The organism is Streptomyces sp. NPDC029836 (assembly GCF_055574495.1).
Genome location: NZ_JBVHZI010000001.1, coordinates 1,314,601 through 1,330,482, shown reverse-complemented (window position 1 = coordinate 1,330,482; position 15,882 = coordinate 1,314,601). Strand labels below are relative to the sequence as shown.

The window sequence follows — 15,882 nt, the reverse complement described above, 5'->3', positions numbered from 1 at the left end:
GGTTGTAGGGCGGGTTGGGCCGGAAATAGCCTGCGGTCGGGAGTCGCTTCGCCCGACGAGTGAAGCACTCGCATTTCCGATGTCAATTCTCGGCGCTGCACACAGTTTTCCGATGCCGTCTGCTGCAAATGGGTGGTTGCGTTACATGGCGAATGAAGAGACGCTGCGGGACTACCTGAAGCTGGTGACGGCGGATCTGCACCGGACGCGTCAGCGGCTTCGCGACGTCGAGGCGAAGAACCAGGACCCCGTCGCCATCGTGGGCATGGGCTGCCGCTACCCCGGTGGGGCGACCTCGCCCGAGGAACTGTGGCAGTTGGTCGCCGACGGAGTGGACGCCATTTCCGGCTTCCCCGTCGAGCGCGGCTGGGACATGGACACCGTCTACCACCCCGACCCCGAACACCCGGGCACCAGTTACGCCAACCAGGGTGGCTTCGTACGGGACTTCGCACGGTTCGACCCGTCCCTGTTCGGGATCTCCCCGCGCGAGGCCCTCGCCATGGACCCCCAGCAGCGGCTCCTGTTGGAAACCTCGTGGGAGGCGTTCGAGCGTGCGGGCATCGACCCGACCTCGATGCGCGGCAAGCAGGTCGGCGTGTTCGTCGGCACCAGCAACCACGACTACCTGACGGCGCTGCTGAGTTCCTCCGAGAACGTGGAGGGCTACCTCGGCACCGGAAACGCGGCGAGCGTCGCCTCGGGCCGGCTGTCCTACACGTTCGGCCTCGAAGGCCCCGCCGTCACCGTCGACACGGCCTGCTCGTCCTCCCTCGTCGCCCTGCACCTGGCCGTCCAGGCCCTGCGCAACGGCGAGTGCTCGATGGCGCTCGCCGGTGGTGCCACCCTGATGGCCGCGCCCGGCACGTTCATCGACTACAGCAAGCAGCGCGGCCTGGCCACCGACGGTCGCTGCAAGGCGTTCGCGCCGGACGCGGACGGCTTCAGCCTCGCCGAAGGCGTCGGCGTCCTCCTCGTGGAGCGGCTGTCCGACGCCCGCCGCAAGGGGCACCGCGTCCTCGCCGTCGTCCGCGGCACCGCCGTCAACCAGGACGGCGCCTCCAACGGCCTGACCGCCCCCAACGGCCCCTCCCAGCAGCGGGTCATCCTGCAGGCGCTGTCCAACGCCCGCCTCACGCCCGACCAGGTCGACGCCGTCGAGGCGCACGGCACCGGCACCGGCCTCGGTGACCCCATCGAGGCACAGGCGATCATCGCCACGTACGGCCAGGACCGCCCCGACGGGCGCCCGCTGTGGCTGGGCTCCCTCAAGACCAACATCGGGCACGCGCAGGCCGCCGCCGGCGTCGCCGGCGTCATCAAGAGCGTCATGGCGATGTGCAACGGGCTGCTGCCGCGCACCCTGCACCTGGACGAGCCGACCCCGCACGTCGACTGGTCCGCGGGAGAGGTCTCCCTGCTGACCGAGGCGCGGCCGTGGCCGCGGCACGAGGGGCCGCGCCGCATCGGCGTGTCCTCGTTCGGCATGAGCGGGACGAACGCGCACGTCATCCTGGAGAGCGCCGAGGAGGCGGGCGAAGGTTCCGCCGAGGAGCCGACCCCAGGCCGCGCCGATGGCGTTCCGGCACTCGAACCGTGCGCCGAGCCGGCCGTCGTGCCCGTGGTCCTCTCCGGCAAGACCGAGGCCGCGCTGCGTGCGCAGGCCGCGACGCTGCACGCCCACCTCACGGCCCTGCCCGAGCTGCGCGTCCAGGACGTCGCCTACGCGCAGGCACTCACCCGGGCCGCCCTGGACCGGCGGGCCGCGGTCGTCGCCGAGGACCGCGAGGAACTGCTGGCGGGGCTCGCCGCCCTCGCCGAGGGTCGGGCGTCCGCCGACGTGCTCGAAGCGTCCGCCACCGATGGCAAGCTGGCGTTCCTGTTCACGGGGCAGGGCAGTCAGCGGCTGGGTATGGGGCGTGAACTGTACGACGCGTATCCGGTGTTCGCGGCCGCGTTGGACGAGGTGTGCGGTCGGCTGGAGCTCGATCTGCCGTTGAAGGACGTGTTGTTCGGGTCGGACGCGGCCCTGTTGGACGAGACGCGGTTCACGCAGCCGGCGCTGTTCGCGGTCGAGGTGGCGCTGTTCCGGCTCCTCGAGTCGTGGGGTGTGAAGCCGGACTTCCTCTGCGGCCATTCGATCGGTGAGATCGCCGCCGCGCACGTGGCCGGTGTGTTGTCGCTGTATGACGCCTGCACGTTGGTGGCGGCGCGTGGTCGGTTGATGCAGGCGTTGCCGGCCGGTGGTGTGATGGTCGCGGTGCGGGCTTCGGAGGACGAGGTCCTGCCGTTGTTGACGGACGGGGTGAGCATCGCCGCCGTCAACGGTCCGCAGGCTGTCGTGATCGCCGGTGACGAGGACGCGGTGGCGGCGGTCGTGGCGGCCTTCCCGGACCGCAAGTCCAAGCGGCTCTCGGTCAGTCACGCGTTCCACTCGCCGCACATGGACGGCATGCTCGACGCCTTCCGCCGGGTCGTGGAGGGGCTGACGTACGCGGCTCCGCGCATCCCCGTCGTGTCGAACCTGACCGGCGCCCTCGTCACCGACGGTGAGATGGGTACGGCCGGGTTCTGGGTCCGCCACGTCCGCGAGACCGTCCGCTTCCTCGACGGCATCCGCTGGCTGGAGAGCCGCGGCGTCAGCGCCTACCTGGAGATCGGCCCCGGCGGGGTGCTCTCCGCCCTCGGCCAGGACTGCCGGAGCGCGACCGGCGCCCGCGCCGCCGCGTTCCTGCCCGCGCTGCGCACCGGCCGCCCCGAAGCCCGCTCCCTGGCCGCCGCCGTGGCGGGTGCCCACGTACGAGGCCTGTCCCCGGACTGGGTCGCCCGGTTCGCCGGGACCGGGGCGCGCCGCGTCGACCTGCCGACGTACGCCTTCCAGCGCGAGCTGTACTGGCCCCGCGACCCCTTCACCGACCTGGCCGGACCCGCCGACGGACGCGAACTGGGCACCAGCGACGCCAAGTTCTGGGAGGTCGTCGACAGCGAGGACCTGGCCGCGTTCGCCGACACCCTCGGCATCGGCGGCGACGAGCCGCTCAGCAACGTGCTGCCCGCACTGTCCGCCTGGCACCGCCGGCACCGCGACCGCGACACCGTCGGCGGCTGGCGCTACCGCGTCACCTGGAAACCCCTCACCGACACCGGGTCCGTACCCCTGTCCGGGCACTGGCTCCTCGTCGTACCCGCCGGTCACGCCGACGCCCCGTGGGCCGTCGCCGCCGCCCGGGCCCTGGCCGCGCGCGGGGTCACCGTCAGCACCCTGACGGTCGACGCGACCGTCGAGGACCGGGCCGCCGTCGCCGCCCGGATCGCGGAAGCCCTGGCGGGCACGGACGCGCCCGCCGGCGTGCTCTCGCTGCTCGCCCTCGACGAGCGGGCGCACCCCGAGGACCCGGCGCTGCCCGCCGGCCTCGCCGCCACCCTCGCACTCGTCCAGGCACTCGGCGACACGGACGTCGACGCCCCCCTCTGGGCCGCCACTCGGGGCGCGGTGTCCACCGGCCGCTCCGACCGGCTCACCGCACCGGCCCAGGCGCCGGTCTGGGGTCTCGGCCGCACCGCCGCCCTCGAACTGCCCGGCCGCTGGGGCGGCCTCGTCGACCTGCCGCCGACCGCCGACGCGCGCTCCGCCGCCCGCCTGATGGACGTGCTGGGCGGCATCGGCGCCGAGGACCACCTCGCCGTCCGCTCCACCGGTGTCCTCGCCCGCAGGCTGGTCCGCGCACCCCAGGAGCAGAGCCCCGCCGCCGAGTGGACCACCACCGGCACCGCCCTGGTCACCGGCGCCACGGGCGCGCTCGGTCGGCACGTGGCGCGCTGGCTCGCCCGTACCGGAGCCGAGCACCTGCTGCTGGTCAGCAGGCGCGGCCCCGCCGCCGACGGCGCGGAGGAACTCGCCGCCGAACTGCGGGACATGGGCGCCTCGGTCACCCTCGCCGCCTGCGACGTCGCCGACCGCGACGCGGTGACCGAGCTGCTCGCCGGTGTTCCGTCCGCATTCCCGCTGACCACCGTCGTCCACGCCGCGGGCGTCCTCGACGACGGGGTCCTCGACGCGCTGACCCCGGCGCGCCTGGCCGCGGTGCTCGGCCCCAAGGCCCACGCCGCCCAAGTCCTCGACGAGTTGACCCGCGACCTGGACCTGTCCGCGTTCGTCCTCTTCTCCTCCCTCGCCGCCGCCTTCGGCGCCGCCGGACAGGCCAACTACGCAGCCGCGAACGCCTCCCTGGACGCGCTCGCCGACCGGCGCCGCGCGGACGGCCTGCCCGCCACCGTGATCGCCTGGGGTGCCTGGGCCGAGGGCGGCATGGCCACCGACGAACTCGTCGCCGAACGTCTGCGCGCCGCCGGCCTCCCCGGGCTCCCGCCCGAACTGGCCGTCTCCGCACTGCACATGGCGCTCAGCCTCGACGAGACGTCCGTGGTCGTCGCCGACATCGACTGGGACCGTCTGGCGCCCGGCCTCACCGCCGTACGCCCCTGCCCGCTCATCGCCGAACTCCCCGACGCGGTACGGGCCCTCGCCGCGGCCGGCGCACCCGGCACGCCCGGCGCTGGTGGCGGCGCCGACGCACCCGACGGCTTCACCCGGGACCTCGCCCAGGCCTCGGCCGGTGAGCGCGAGGGGCTCGCGCTGGAGTTCGTCCGTACGCAGATCGCCGCCGTCCTCGGCTACCCGGGGCCCGCCTCGGTGGATCCCGCCATCGCCTTCCGGGACCTCGGCTTCGACTCCCTGACCGCCGTGGAGATCCGCAACCTGCTGACCGCCCGGACGGGGCTGAGGCTGCCCGCGACCCTGATCTTCGACTACCCCAACTCGCTGTCCCTGGCCGCGTTCCTCCAGGACGAACTCCTCGGCGCCCTGCCCGCCGCACCCGTCGCCCCCACCGCCGTGACCGCCCCCGACGACGACCCCATCGCGATCGTCGCGATGAGCTGCCGCTTCCCCGGCGGGGTCCGCACGCCGGAGGAGCTGTGGGAACTGCTCGCCGAGGGCCGTGACGCGATCTCCGCGTTCCCCGACGACCGTGGCTGGGACCTGGACGGGCTGTACGACCCGGAGTCCCTCACCGAGAACACCACCTACGTCCGCGAGGGCGGCTTCCTCGCCGACGCCACCACGTTCGACCCCGGCTTCTTCGGGATCTCCCCGCGTGAGGCCCTCGCCATGGACCCGCAGCAGCGCCTGCTGCTGGAAACCTCCTGGGAGGCCTTCGAGCGGGCCGGCATCGACCCCGCCACCGTGCGCGGCGAGCGGATCGGCGTCTTCACCGGCACCAACGGGCAGGACTACCTCGACGTCATCCTCGCCGCCCCCGACGGCAGCGAGGGGTTCCTCGGCACCGGCAACGCGGCGAGCGTGGTCTCCGGCCGCGTCTCCTACGCCCTGGGCCTGGAGGGCCCGGCCGTCACCGTCGACACGGCCTGCTCGTCCTCGCTGGTCGCCCTGCACTGGGCGATCCAGGCGCTGCGCGCCGGCGAGTGCACGATGGCGCTCGCGGGCGGTGTGACCGTCATGTCGACGCCCGCCTCCTTCGTCGACTTCAGCCGCCAGCGCGGTCTGGCCGCCGATGGCCGCATCAAGGCCTTCGCCGCCGCCGCCGACGGCACCGGCTGGGGCGAGGGTCTCGGCATGCTGCTCGTCGAGCGGCTCTCCGACGCCCGCCGCAACGGGCATCCGGTGCTCGCCCTCGTCCGCGGCTCGGCCGTCAACCAGGACGGCGCGAGCAACGGCCTGACCGCTCCCAACGGGCCGTCCCAGCAGCGCGTCATCCGCCAGGCGCTGGACTCCGCCGGTCTGACCCCCGCCGACGTGGACGCGGTCGAGGCCCACGGCACCGGCACCCGGCTCGGCGACCCGATCGAAGCGCAGGCCCTGCTGGCCACGTACGGTCAGGACCGGCCCGACGGGCGGCCGCTGCTGCTCGGCTCCATCAAGTCGAACTTCGGCCACACCCAGGCCGCCGCGGGCGTCGCCGGCGTCATGAAGATGGTGCTGGCCATGCGGCACGGGGTACTGCCCCGGACCCTGCACGTGGACGAGGCGTCCCCGCACGTCGACTGGACGGCCGGCGACATCGCCCTGCTGACGGAGCCGGTGGAGTGGCCCGGGACCGGGCGTCCGCGCCGGGCCGGCGTGTCCTCGTTCGGCATCAGCGGCACCAACGCCCACACCATCATCGAAGAGGCCCCCGCGCCCGCGCCGGCCGAGCCGCCCGCGCCCGCCGAGCCGTCGACACCGCACCGCGAGTCGCCGTCGCCGCTGCCGTGGATCCTGTCGGGCAAGAGCCGGGACGCGCTGCGCGACCAGGCGCGCCGCCTGCACGCCCACGCCGCACGACACCCCGAGCTGCGCCCCGCCGACCTGGGACTCTCCCTCGCCCTCGGCCGCTCCGCGTTCGAACACCGCGCCGCCGTGGTGGCCGCCGACCGTGACACGCTCCTCGCGGGCCTGGAGGCACTGGCCGAGGACGCGCCGGCCGCGGCGCTCGTGGCGGGCGCTCCGACCGCCGGCAAGCTCGCCTTCCTGTTCACCGGCCAGGGCAGCCAGCGCCTCGACATGGGCCGAGAACTCCACGACACGCAACCGGTGTTCGCCGACGCGCTCGACGAGGTCTGCGCCCACCTGGACGTCCTGCTCGAACTCCCGCTCAAGGACGTCCTGTTCGGCTCCGATGCCGCGCTGCTGGACCAGACGCGGTTCACGCAGCCCGCATTGTTCGCCGTCGAGGTGGCACTGTTCCGCCTGCTGGAATCGTGGGGTGTGAAGCCGGACTTCCTCTCCGGTCACTCCATCGGTGAGATCGCCGCCGCGCACGTCGCGGGGGTGCTGACCCTGGCCGACGCGTGCGCGCTGGTGGCGGCGCGCGGTCGGCTGATGCAGGCGCTGCCCGCGGGTGGAGCCATGATCGCCGTCCAGGCCTCGGAGGACGAGGTGCTGCCGCTGCTGACCGACCGGGTGAGCATCGCCGCCGTCAACGGCCCGCGCTCCGTCGTGATCGCCGGTGACGAGGACGCGGCCGCCGCGCTCGTCGCGTCCTTCCCCGACCGCCGGACCAAACGCCTTACCGTCAGCCACGCCTTCCACTCGCCCCACATGGACGGCATGCTGGACGACTTCCGCCGCGTCGTGGACGGACTCGACTTCGCGGCGCCGCGCATCCCGATCGTGTCGAACCTGACCGGCGCCCTCGTCACCGACGCCGACACGGGTACGGCGGACTTCTGGGTCCGGCACGTCCGCGAAGGCGTCCGCTTCCTCGACGGCGTCCGCGCCCTCGAAGCCGCCGGCGTGACCAGCTACCTCGAACTCGGCCCCGACGGGGTGCTGTCCGGGCTCGTACAGGACTGCGTCACCCCCTCGGCCGACACCCCGGACCCCGTCCTCATCCCCGTCCTGCGCAAGGGGCGCCCCGAGGGCGAAGCCCTCGTCACCGCCCTCGCCCGGGCCCACGTCCACGGCATCGGCGTCGACTGGACGGCGTACTTCGCCGGTACCGACGCCCACCGCGTCGACCTGCCCACCTACCCCTTCCAACGGCAGCGCTACTGGCCCGCGCTGTCCTACCTGCGCCTCGGCGACGTCGAGGCGATCGGCCTCGACGACACCGCCCACCCGCTGCTCACCGCCGCCGTCGCGCTGCCCGAGTCCGACGGCATGGTGTTCGTCGGACGCCTCTCCCTGTCCACGCACCCCTGGCTGGCCGACCACGCCATCCTCGGCAGCGTCCTGCTCCCCGGCACGGCCTTCGTGGAACTCGCGACCCGCGCCGGGGACCAACTCGACTGCGACCACCTCGAAGAACTCACCCTCGAAGCGCCCCTGGTGCTGCCCGAGCGCGGCGGCGTCCAACTGCGCGTCCGGGTCGGCGCCGCCGACGAGGCCGGCCGCCGGCCGCTCGCCCTGCACTCCCGCGCCGAAGGCCTGGCCGCCGAGGAACCCTGGACGCGGCACGCCGCCGGCGTCCTCGCCGAAGCCGGCCGCACCGCCGCCGACTTCGACCTGAGCGCCTGGCCGCCGTCCGGCGCCGTCGAGGTACCGCTCGACGGCCGCTACGAAGGCCTCGACGGCATCGGCTTCGCCTACGGACCCACCTTCCGCGGCCTGCGGACGGCCTGGCAGCACGAGGGCGCGGTGTACGCCGAGGTCGCCCTGCCCGAAGCCGCCGCCGACCAGGCGGGCCGTTTCGGCCTGCACCCCGCGCTGCTCGACGCCGCCCTGCACGCCATCGGCCTCGGCGGCCTCGGAGCCGACGACGGCCGGGGCCGGCTGCCCTTCGCCTGGTCCGGGGTGTCCCTGTACGCCGGCGGCGCGAGCACCCTGCGCGTACGCCTCACCCCGGCCGGCGCCGAAGGGGTCCGGCTGGAGATCGCCGACGCCGCCGGCGTCCCCGTCGCGACCGTCGACTCCCTCGGGCTGCGCCCGGTGACCGCCGACCAACTGCGGGCCGCCCGCACCACCTACCACGAGTCCGTGTTCCGCCGTCAGTGGACCGAGCTCACCGGCCTCGCCGGCCCGCAGGACGCGACCCGGTACGCCCGCCTCGGCGCGGCCGCGGACCCGGCCGCGCAGGACGCGCCGGACACCGCCCGTTACCCGGACCTCGCCGCGCTCGCCGCCGCCGTCGACGCGGGAGCGCCCGTACCCGACGAGGTCCTCCTCGACTTCGCGCCGACCCCCGGCCCGCTCTCCGCCGCGGCCGTGCACGACGCCGCGCACGACGCGCTGGCCCTCGCCCGGACGTGGCTCGCGGACGAGCGGTTCGCCGCCGCCCGACTGGTCGTCGTCACCCGGGGCGCCGTCGCCGCGATACCGGGCGAGGACGTGAGCGACCTCGCCGCCGCCACCGTATGGGGCCTACTGGGCTCCGCCCAGACGGAGCACCCCGGCCGGATCGCCCTCGTCGACGCGGGCCCCGACACGATCCCCGACGACCGCCACCCGGCCGCGCTGCGCGCCGCGCTCACCGCCGACGAGGAACGGTTCGCCCTGCGCGACGGCGCCGTACTCGCCCCGCGCCTGGCCCGCGTCGAAACCGGCGAGGACGCCCTCGCAACCGAGGCCGGCGCACCCGATGCCGGCGCGCAGGACGCTCCCCGTCGCGCCCCGGCCTTCGGACCCGACGGAACGGTCCTGATCACCGGAGCCACCGGCGCGCTCGGCGGCCTCCTCGCCCGGCACCTGGCCGCCGAACACGGGGTGCGCCGGCTGCTCCTCGTCGGCCGGCGCGGCGCCGACGCCCCCGGCGCGGCCGACCTCGTCGCCGCGCTCGCCGAGGCCGGCGCCACCGCCACCTGGGCCGCCTGCGACGTCGCCGACCGGGACGCCCTCGCCGCCCTGCTCGCGGGCATCCCCGCCGAGCACCCGCTGACGGCCGTCGTGCACACCGCAGGCGTCCTCGACGACGGCGTCATCACCTCCCTGACCCCCGACCGGCTCTCGGCCGTCCTGCGCCCCAAGGTGGACGCGGCCTGGAACCTGCACGAACTGACCCGGGACCTCGCCCCGGACCTGTCCGCCTTCGTGCTGTTCTCCTCCACCTCCGGCCTGTTCGGCGGTCCCGGCCAGGGCAACTACGCCGCCGCCAACACCTTCCTGGACGCCCTCGCCCAGCACCGCCACGCCCGGGGCCTGCCGGCCACCGCGCTGGCCTGGGGCCTGTGGTCCGTCGCCGACGGCATGGCCGGCGCGCTGGACGCCGCCGACGTCAACCGGATGCGCCGGGCCGGACTGCCCCCGCTGACGGCCGGCGACGGCCTGGAACTGTTCGACACAGCCGTCGCCCTCGACGACGCGGCCGTCGCCCTCATGCGCGTCGACACCGAGGCCCTGCGCGTCCAGGCCGCCGCCGGCGCCGTCGCCCCGCTGCTGCGCGGCCTCGTACGCGGCGTCGCCCGCCGCTCGGTCGACGCCACCGCGACCGCCGCCGGCGACGGGTCCGGTCCGCGGGCCCGACTGGCCGGGCTGTCCCCGGCCGAACAGGACCGCGCTCTGCTGGACCTGGTCCGTACGCAGGTCGCGGCCGTCCTCGGACACGCCGGTCCGGCCGCAGTCGAGTCCGGGCGGGCCTTCAAGGAGCTCGGCTTCGACTCGCTGACCGCCGTGGAGCTGCGCAACCGGCTGAACGCCGCGACCGCCCTGCGGCTGCCCGCCACCCTCATCTTCGACTACCCGGACCCGACCGTCCTCGCCCGGCACCTGCGCACCGAACTGTTCGGCGACGCGGACCCGGACACCACCCCCGGCGCCCCCGGCGGCGCCGCGGCGCCCACGACGGCCGACGACGAACCCATCGCGATCGTCGCGATGAGCTGCCGCTACCCCGGCGACGTCCGCACCCCCGAGGACCTCTGGCAGCTCCTCACCGCCGGCGAGGACGGCATCACCCGCCTTCCCGAGAACCGCGGCTGGGACACCGACGCCCTCTACCACCCCGACCCCGAACACCCGGGCACCTCGTACGCCCGCGAAGGCGGCTTCCTGCACGACGCCGCCGAGTTCGACGCCTCCTTCTTCGGGATCTCCCCGCGCGAGGCCCTCGCCATGGACCCGCAGCAACGCCTGCTGCTGGAGACCACCTGGGAGGTCTTCGAACGCGCCGGGATCGCCCCGTCGGCGGTGCGCGGCACCCGCACGGGCGTCTTCGCCGGCGTCATGTACCACGACTACGGCGCCCGCCTGCACGCCGTGCCCGACGGCGTCGAGGGCTACCTCGGCACCGGCAGTTCCAGCAGCATCGTCTCGGGCCGCGTCGCCTACACCTTCGGCCTGGAGGGCCCCGCGGTCACCGTCGACACGGCCTGCTCCTCCTCGCTCGTCGCCCTGCACCTCGCCGCGCAGGCCCTGCGCAACGGCGAGTGCTCCCTCGCGCTGGCGGGCGGCGTCACCGTGATGTTCACTCCCGGCACGTTCATCGAGTTCAGCCGCCAGCGCGGCCTCGCCGCCGACGGCCGCTGCAAGTCCTTCGCCGCCGCCGCCGACGGCACCGGTTGGGGCGAGGGCGCGGGCATGCTCCTGCTGGAGCGGCTCTCCGACGCCCGCCGCAACGGCCACCAGGTCCTGGCCGTCGTCCGCGGCTCCGCCGTCAACCAGGACGGCGCCTCCAACGGCCTCACCGCCCCCAACGGGCCGTCCCAGCAGCGCGTCATCCGCCAGGCCCTCGCCAACGCACGGCTGTCCGCCGCGGACGTCGACGTCGTCGAGGCCCACGGCACCGGCACCACCCTCGGCGACCCCATCGAGGCACAGGCCGTACTGGCCACTTACGGTCGTGAACACGGCGACGACCAGCCCCTGTTGCTCGGTTCGGTGAAGTCCAACCTCGGTCACACCCAGGCCGCGGCCGGCGTCGCCGGCATCATCAAGATGGTCATGGCGATGCGGCACGGCGTCGTGCCCAAGACCCTCCACGTCGACGAGCCCACGCCGCACGTCGACTGGTCGGCGGGCGCGGTGACGCTGCTCACCGAACAGGTCGAGTGGCCCGACACCGGGCGCCCGCGCCGCGCCGGCGTCTCCTCCTTCGGCATCAGCGGCACGAACGCCCACGCCGTCATCGAACAGGCCCCGGACACCGGTCCCGCGCCGGCCACCGCCCCCGTGCCCACCACCGCTCCCGAGCCGGCCGCCGACCCGCAGCCGCAACCGTCGTACCCGCCCGTGGTCCTCTCGGCCCGCGGTGAGGACGCGCTGCGCGCCCAGGCCCGGCTGCTCCACACCCGCGTCCACGACGACACCGACCTGCGCCCCGCCGACCTGGCCCTGTCCCTGGCGACGAGCCGCTCGGCCCTGGAGCAGCGCGCCGCGCTGGTCACCGCCGACCGTACGGAGCTGCTGGGCGCGCTCGACGCGCTGGCCCGCGGCGAGGACGCGGCCGGCCTCGTGCGGGGGACCGCGCACGAGGGCCAAGTCGCCTTCCTGTTCACCGGGCAGGGCAGCCAGCGCCTCGGCGCGGGACGCGACCTGTACGCGGCCGAACCCGCCTTCGCGCAGGCCCTGGACGAGGTGTGCGTCGAACTCGACCGACACCTCGAACTCCCGCTGCGAGAAGTGCTGTTCGGTACGGACGCCGCCCTCCTGGACCGTACGGAGTACACCCAGCCCGCGCTCTTCGCGATCGAGGTCGCCCTGTTCCGGCTGCTGACGAGCCGCGGACTGCGGCCCGACGTGCTCGCCGGACACTCCATCGGCGAGATCACCGCCGCGCACGTCGCGGGGGTCCTCACCCTCCAGGACGCCGCCGAACTCGTCGCCGCGCGCGGTCGGTTGATGCAGGCCCTGCCGGCCGGCGGCGTGATGATCGCGATCCAGGCCTCCGAGGACGAGGTCCTGCCGCTGCTCACCGACCGGGTGGGCATCGCCGCCGTCAACGGACCGCGGTCGCTCGTGATCGCCGGCGACGAGGACGCGGCGACGGCGGTCGTGGCGGCCCTCCCCGACCGCAAGTCGAAGCGCCTGTCGGTCAGTCACGCCTTCCACTCGCCGCACATGGACGCCATGCTCGCCGACTTCCGCAAGGTCACCGAGGCCCTGACGTACGCCGCCCCGCGCATCCCCGTCGTGTCCTGCCTGACCGGGGCGACCGTCACCGACGAGATGGGCTCCGCCGACTTCTGGGTCCGCCACGTCCGCGAAGCCGTCCGCTTCCTCGACGGCGTCCGCGCCCTGGACGCGGCCGGGGTGACGACGTACGTCGAACTCGGCCCCGACGCCACCCTGTCCGCGCTCGTCCCCGACTGCCTGCCCGACGACGCCCCCCGGCCCGCGCTGTGCGTGCCCGTGCTCCGCAAGGACCGCCCCGAGACGAGGACGTTCACCGACGCCCTCGCCCGCGCCCACGTCCACGGCGTCCCCCTCGACTGGACGGCGTACTTCGCCCGTACCGGCGCCCGCCGCGTCGAGCTGCCCACCTACGCCTTCCAGCGCAAGCGCTACTGGCTCGACGTCGGGGTCTCCGCCGAGGACGTGTACGCGGCCGGCCTGGACGCCGCCGATCACCCGCTGCTCGGCGCCACCGTCCCGCTGCCCGCCTCCGACGGACTCCTCCTCACCGGACGCCTCGCGCTGTCCACGCACCCCTGGCTCGCCGACCACACCGTCATGGACACCGTCCTGCTGCCCGGCACCGCCTTCGTCGAACTGGCCCTGCGGGCCGGCGCGGAGACCGGCTGCGACACCGTGGAGGAACTGGCCATCGAGGCCCCGCTCACCCTCGGCGAACAGGGCACCGTCCAGCTCCAACTGACCGTCGACGGCGCCGACGGGACCGGCCGGCGCACGCTGACCGTGCACTCCCGCCCCGCCGACGCCCCGGCCGAGGAACCGTGGACCCGGCACGCCACCGGCGTCCTCGCCCCCACCGGCCCGGCACGCCCCGTCGACCTGTCCGCGTGGCCGCCGACCGGCGCCGAACCCGTACCCACCGACGGCTTCTACCCGGCCGCCGCCGCGGCCGGCCTCGGCTACGGCCCCGTCTTCCAGGGACTGCGCGCCGCCTGGCGCGGCGAGGCCGAACTGTTCGCCGAGGTCGCCCTCGACGAGGCGTACGGGACCGACGCCGGCGCCTACGCCGTGCACCCCGCGCTCCTCGACGCCGCCCTCCAGGCCATCGGCCTGGGCGTACCGGGCGACACCGAAGCGGGCGACGGCGCCCGCCTGCCGTTCGCCTGGACCGGCGTACGCCTCCACGCGAGCGGCGCGACCAGTCTGCGGGTCCGGGTCACCGCCGGCGCGCCCGGCGGCGGCGTGGCCCTGGCCATCGCCGACCACACCGGAGCCCCGGTGGCCTCCGTCGACTCGCTGATCCTGCGTCCGGTGTCCGCCGACCGGCTCGGCGCCCACCGCACCGCGCACCACGAGTCCCTGTTCGGGGTCGAGTGGACGAAGCTGCCGCTGACCGCGGGCCCCGTGCCCGCCGACGAGCGGTGGGCGGTGCTCGGCGAGGACCGGGCCGCCCTCCGCATCGGTGGGGCGCCCCTCGACGGCCACGCCGACCTCACCGCCCTGCGCGGGGCACTCGCCGCGGGCGCCCCCGCACCGGACGTCGTGATCGTCCCGCTGACCGCGACCGCCCGCCCCGGCGGCCGGGCCGCCACGGCCCGCACCGCCACCCACCGGGCGCTCGCCCTGGTCAAGGAGTGGCTCGCCGAGGAACGCCTCGACGCGTCCCGGCTGGTCCTGCTCACCCGGGGCACGATGGCCGCCGTACCCGGCGAACACGTCACCGACCTCGCCCACGCCCCGGTGTGGGGTCTGGTGCGGTCGGCGCAGTCGGAGAACCCCGGCCGGTTCGTCCTCGCCGACACCGACGGCTCCGACGCCTCCCTCGGCGCGCTGGCCACCGCCCTCGCGGGCGACGAACCGCAACTGGCCCTGCGGGCCGGCGAAGCGTACGCCTTCCGGCTGCGCCGCGTCCCCCGCACCGACCCCGCCCCGGACACGGTCGCCCCGGCGATCGACCCGACCGGCACCGTCCTCGTCACCGGCGCCGCCGGCACCCTCGGCTCGCTGTTCGCCCGGCACCTCGCCGCCACCCACGGCGTACGGAACCTGCTGCTGCTCAGCCGCCGCGGCGACGCGGCACCCGGCGCGGCCGACCTGACGCGGGCCCTGAACGCCCACGGCGCGGACGTCACCTGGGCCGCCTGCGACGCCGCCGACCGGGACGCCCTGGCCGCCGTCCTGGCCGCCGTCCCCGCCGACCGGCCACTGACCGCCGTCGTCCACGCGGCCGGTGTCCTCGACGACGGGATCATCGACTCGCTGACCCCCGAACGACTCGACACCGTCCTGCGGCCCAAGGTCGACGCCGCCTGGAACCTGCACGAGCTGACCGAGGGCGGACAGCTCACCGCGTTCGTCCTGTTCTCCTCGGTCGCCGGCTGCTTCGGCGCCGCCGGCCAGGCCAACTACGCCGCCGCGAACGCCTTCCTCGACGCCCTCGCCCACCACCGCACCGGCCGCGGCCTCGCGGCCAGCTCCCTCGCCTGGGGACTGTGGGCGACCGCCGACGGCATGGCGGGCGCCCTCGACGAGGCCGACCTGACCCGGATGGCCCGCTCCGGCGTCGCCGCCCTCGCCCCCGACGAGGGCCTGGCCCTGTTCGACACCTCCCGCACCCTGGCGGACGCCGTCCTCGTCCCCATGCGGGTCGAACCGGCCGCGCTGCGCGCCCAGGCCGCCGAAGGCACCCTGCCGCCGCTGCTGCGCGGACTCGTCCGCACCCCCGCACGCCGGGCCGCCGCCGGCGCCGGCCGCGCCACCTCCCCGGCGGCCGGCGAACCGGTGGGCTCCCTCCAGGAACGGCTGGCCGGCCTGCCGGCCGCCGAACGCGACCAGGCCCTGAACGAACTGGTCCGCACCCAGGTCGCCGCCGTCCTCGGCCACGGCACGGCCGACGACGTCGACGCCGACCGCGGCTTCCTCGACCTCGGCTTCGACTCGCTGACCGCCGTCGACCTGCGCAACCGGCTCACCGCCGCCTCCGGGCTGCGGCTGCCCGTCACGCTGATCTTCGACTACCCGTCACCGGCGGCGCTCGCCGCGTACATCGCGGAGCGCACCGCCCCGACGGAGCCCGGCCGCGCGTCCGTCCACACCGAACTCGACAAGCTCGCATCCCTCCTCACGGCGGTCGCCCCCGACGACGCCGAACGCGCGGGCATCACCACCCGACTGCGCGACCTTCTGGCGAAGTGGAACGACACGCACAGTGCACAGGACAGCGACGCCGAAAAGCAGGACATCCAGGCCGCCACGGCCGACGAACTCTTCGACCTCCTCGACGACGAACTCGGCCTGTCCTGACCACCGACCCGGGACGGCGCCCCCGGCGCCGTCGGCGCCCCTGACGGCCCCGACGGCGCTGCGGGCCCCCACGG

At 75.2% G+C, this 15,882-nt stretch carries 1 protein-coding gene; it reads left to right on the top strand.

Annotation, left to right across the window (positions count from 1 at the left end):
* Positions 1-145 precede the first annotated feature (145 nt).
* The gene (locus ACZ4XJ_RS05740) at positions 146-15,808 is read left to right on the top strand and encodes a type I polyketide synthase (protein WP_468495418.1); all 15,663 of its coding nucleotides are present in this window, start codon (positions 146-148) and stop codon (positions 15,806-15,808) included.
* The last annotated feature ends 74 nt before the right edge of the window (positions 15,809-15,882 follow it).

Excerpts from the sequence above, each read along its gene's own strand:
- ACZ4XJ_RS05740 (WP_468495418.1), top strand. The coding sequence starts at position 146 with ATGGCGAATGAAGAGACGCTGCGGGACTACCTGAAGCTGGTGACGGCG.